The sequence below is a fragment of the Fretibacterium fastidiosum genome, from assembly GCF_000210715.1.
Lineage (GTDB): Bacteria > Synergistota > Synergistia > Synergistales > Aminobacteriaceae > Fretibacterium > Fretibacterium fastidiosum.
Genome location: NC_021038.1, coordinates 1,738,325 through 1,741,325, shown reverse-complemented (window position 1 = coordinate 1,741,325; position 3,001 = coordinate 1,738,325). Strand labels below are relative to the sequence as shown.

Sequence of the window (3,001 nt, the reverse complement as noted above, 5' to 3'; positions counted from 1 at the left end):
CAAAGTGGCGCGTAGCACAGCAACGCATACACCAGCCGAGATAGCGAGGGAAATAGCCGATTTACTGCGTTCTTTTGTGAGATAAGGCACCGACGAAAGTAAGCTTTTGCCTCCTTATGAGGGATATTTCCCTTGCGATGCAAAGTGGGCATACGGACAGGAATTCTCCAGTGTAAACATCTTGAAAGACTAGAAAAAACTCTCCTTTATGAAGGACGGTTTTTCGGTAGGGAGCTTCTATTGCGCATAAACAGCAGTTTTTATCGATATGGGTATCCATCTTGGCGCCTTTTACCTCTTATATGATCCTGCACGCTATCCTTACTCCCAGTGTGGCGGCAAAAGCAAGGCCCCCCAGCGCCACCCATATTCCAAGCATGAGATTGGCCCACCAGATCAGGTGTTTGAGACACCCTATGATGACGTAATGAAAGCACTCTGCTGGGACAATAACAAGGGAGCACAGGATCAATATGGGGAGCAGTGCAAGCGTTATTTTCGTTGAGGGCAAATACGTGAGCATGAGCATGGTCACCATCAGTAACCATTTAGCTGCACTCAACAGGCTTGTTTTACAGATTTTCATTTTTTCTCCTCCTTGGAGGGCGTTTGCATAAAAACGGCGAAAGTGCAAAACGTTGGCATGCGATAGATGTCAACACTTTGCACTTTTTGCGCGTTTATGCAGGGACGCGGTTAAAACCCAAATACTACCCGCCAGCTTCGTCATAGGATTTAGGCTTACGCCTGAAAATACGAAACGCACAACTTGAGTTAGCCCTCAAGTTATGCGTCAGTCGAAGCTTAAGAGGCGCTTCGTCGGTTGCAATGCTACTAAGCATCAGTAATTATACCTACTGAAATAGTTTTGTAATCGGTAAAATCCCTGCCTCTTGGAAGGGATGTTCGTTCATGACAAGGGGGAATTTGCCGGAAAATGATGATTATGAGATCATTTACCGGTCGTGGATCACTCGCAACGGGGTGCGGATATATCCTCCGCGAGGACTGAAGGCATGGCCCTTGAGGGTTCCCAAAAGGGTGGTAGATTAGGTGAAGAAGGGGCCGGCTCGGCCCCTTCCTCATTTTCTAAAACCCAAACACGCCCCGGCGTGGTTTCTCGTCCACGCCGACGTGGACGCGGGTGGTGGTGCGTCCCCGGATGAGGTAGCAATACCGCAGGTATGGCAGCAGCTTGCGCCGGTGCAGGTCCTTGATGACCACTCCCAGGTCCCGGTTGCTCAGTCCCTCCACCCAGATGTCCGCGGCCTCTCCGGTCAGGTGCCCAGAGTCGGGTTTGCCGCCTATGTCGGCGTTCTTCTCCGCACAGCGGCAGCCGCTCTCGATGTGCACCGACTTCCCCACGGCCTTGCGGATGGCCTCAAGCGTGGCCAGGAGGCGCCCTCTGGCGTTGAACAGTCCGCACCCGCAGCGACACGCCAGCTCGTGCCTCGAAAAATGTTCCGTCAGGTCTCCCATGAAAAAATCCCCTCCAATTCAGCTATAGACTGCACCGGATCATTTCGTTGACGTCAACGAAATGATCCCCCCGTTCTCACAAGGCGATAGAAGCGCCTACTGTACCTTTACGTCAATTCCCTGCTTTCGGAGGTTGGCCGCCAGGTGCTCGGCCAGCTCGTCGTCCAGGGCAATACCGGCTATTTCCTTGTCAAGGTTCTGCTCGAAGAGGTCCGCGGCGCTGCGGAAGAACGGGCGGCCCTTCCGCGCCGGCTGAAAGACCTTCTTCGCAAAGAGATACTTCCCCTCCCCGCCCTTCCAGCGCAGGGCCTTCCTCCGCCTGGGCCGGATGATCAGGGCCTGGCGTCCCTCGTGGACGGCGCGGGCGTAGACCTTGTTGGTCCCTACCATGGCGCCGCCGGGGACAGAGGAAACGTGGATGGACTTGCGCAGCTCGCCGCCCGTGCGCTTTCCGCTATCCGGGTCGGGCTTTCCAACCGGCACCAGCTTTTCCCTTATAGCTATAGCCCGTATCCGGTGCGCTATACGGAGAGCGACCTTTTGGAGGTCAACCTCGCCGGCCATCAGAGCCCGCCCAAAAGATCGAGCCCCTTCAGGATTTCCGCCTCCACCACGGCCTTATCGGTGTCCCCTGTTTTTGCGTCGGCCTGCTCCTTCGGGATGGACGGCGTGATGCCCTTCAAGCGGAACTCCTCCGGCAGGCCTGCATCCCGCAGCAGCAGGTTGATTCGATTCTCCAGGTACTTCATTCGGGGCCGGACCTTCATCTCGATGAAGCTGAGCATCTGCCCCTCCATCTCGGAACCGCCGCCCAGCTGCCCGGCGGTGACGATGCCGACGAGTCGCGGAGGTACGCCGTGCGCCGCCAGAATCTCCTCCCGCGTAGCCTGGCTGAGCTTGTCGAAGGGCATATCCTTCAGTTCCGCCGTCAGGCGCTGGAACTCTATCTTGCTGTTCTCGAAGGGAACAGAGAGCAGCATGGTCTTGTGTGCGTTGTCCACGCCCTTAACCTGCTTGAAGCCTTCGCGTATGGTCTTCTCCGTTTCCTCGTCGAACTCGGCCCCCGTGAGCACCACGGCCAGGGACGGCACGGCGTAGTTGCGGAAGAAGGCGGCATAGAAGCTCTTCTTCTCCTGGTCGAGCCGCAGGGCCTCCAAGGCGGCCACCCATTCGGGCAGGCCGTACCAGGTGGAAAGGGGCGTGTAGCGCCGGAAGGCGAAGAGCTCGTTTCTCCCGTCCCGCGCGCCAAAGGCCGCGAACTCCACGGTTCCGTCCGTTTCCTGGACGTACCCGACCAGCCGGTTCTCGCGAACCCTGGAGAAAACGGTCTGGGCGTGGACGTGGTAGAGCTCGCCAATCTGCCCTTTGCGGGAACGCGCCACCTCCAGATAGGCGTTGCCGGTACACTCCCAGTCGAAGGCGACGCGGTGCAGGAGCTCCAGGAAGGGCTCAGGTCCGGAGATGGACTCCAGGAACGCCTCCGCCGGCTTCGGGGCCTCGTACTCAAGGCCCACGGCCATGT

At 57.4% G+C, this 3,001-nt stretch carries 4 protein-coding genes; all 4 read right to left on the bottom strand.

Annotation, left to right across the window (positions count from 1 at the left end):
• Nucleotides 1-298 precede the first annotated feature (298 nt).
• On the bottom strand, nucleotides 299-586 hold the full coding sequence (locus tag SY1_RS08070) for a hypothetical protein (RefSeq protein ID WP_015556735.1): 288 nt from the start codon (nucleotides 584-586) through the stop codon (nucleotides 299-301).
• A 503-nt stretch (nucleotides 587-1,089) separates the two neighbouring features.
• Nucleotides 1,090-1,479 (bottom strand): D-Ala-D-Ala carboxypeptidase family metallohydrolase, encoded by a 390-nt coding sequence (locus SY1_RS08065; RefSeq protein WP_015556734.1) that lies wholly within the window; start codon nucleotides 1,477-1,479, stop codon nucleotides 1,090-1,092.
• A 96-nt stretch (nucleotides 1,480-1,575) separates the two neighbouring features.
• Nucleotides 1,576-1,962, bottom strand: a complete 387-nt coding sequence (locus SY1_RS08060) for a hypothetical protein (protein WP_208873367.1) — start codon at nucleotides 1,960-1,962, stop codon at nucleotides 1,576-1,578.
• Nucleotides 1,963-2,042: 80 nt separating this feature from the next.
• Nucleotides 2,043-3,001, bottom strand: a 959-nt coding sequence (locus tag SY1_RS08055) for a phage portal protein (RefSeq protein ID WP_015556733.1), incomplete at its 5' end; no start/stop codon positions are given.